The following is a 202-nucleotide window of genomic DNA, read 5'->3' as shown; positions in this document are numbered from 1 at the left end:
GCCTGGCAACGTCCTACTCTCCCGGGACCCTTCGGTCCAAGTACCATCGGCGCTGGAGGGCTTAACGGTCGTGTTCGGTATGGGTACGCGTGGAACCCCTCCGCTATCGCCACCAGACATGATTTTTCGAAGCTTCCGCTTCTCAAAATCGCTGCGAGAAAATATCAATCCTTATAAAGGACATGCAGCTTGATTTCAGATG

The 202-nt window shown here is 53.0% G+C and carries 1 rRNA gene; it reads right to left on the bottom strand.

Annotated features, from left to right (window positions below):
• Positions 1–117, bottom strand: a 5S ribosomal RNA gene (gene rrf / locus CHH67_RS25905).
• Positions 118–202 lie beyond the last annotated feature (85 nt).

This window comes from Paenibacillus campinasensis, assembly GCF_002272015.1.
GTDB lineage: Bacteria > Bacillota > Bacilli > Paenibacillales > Paenibacillaceae > Paenibacillus_AQ > Paenibacillus_AQ campinasensis.
The sequence above is the reverse complement of the archived record's forward strand: the minus strand, read 5'-3'. Positions and strand labels throughout refer to the sequence as shown.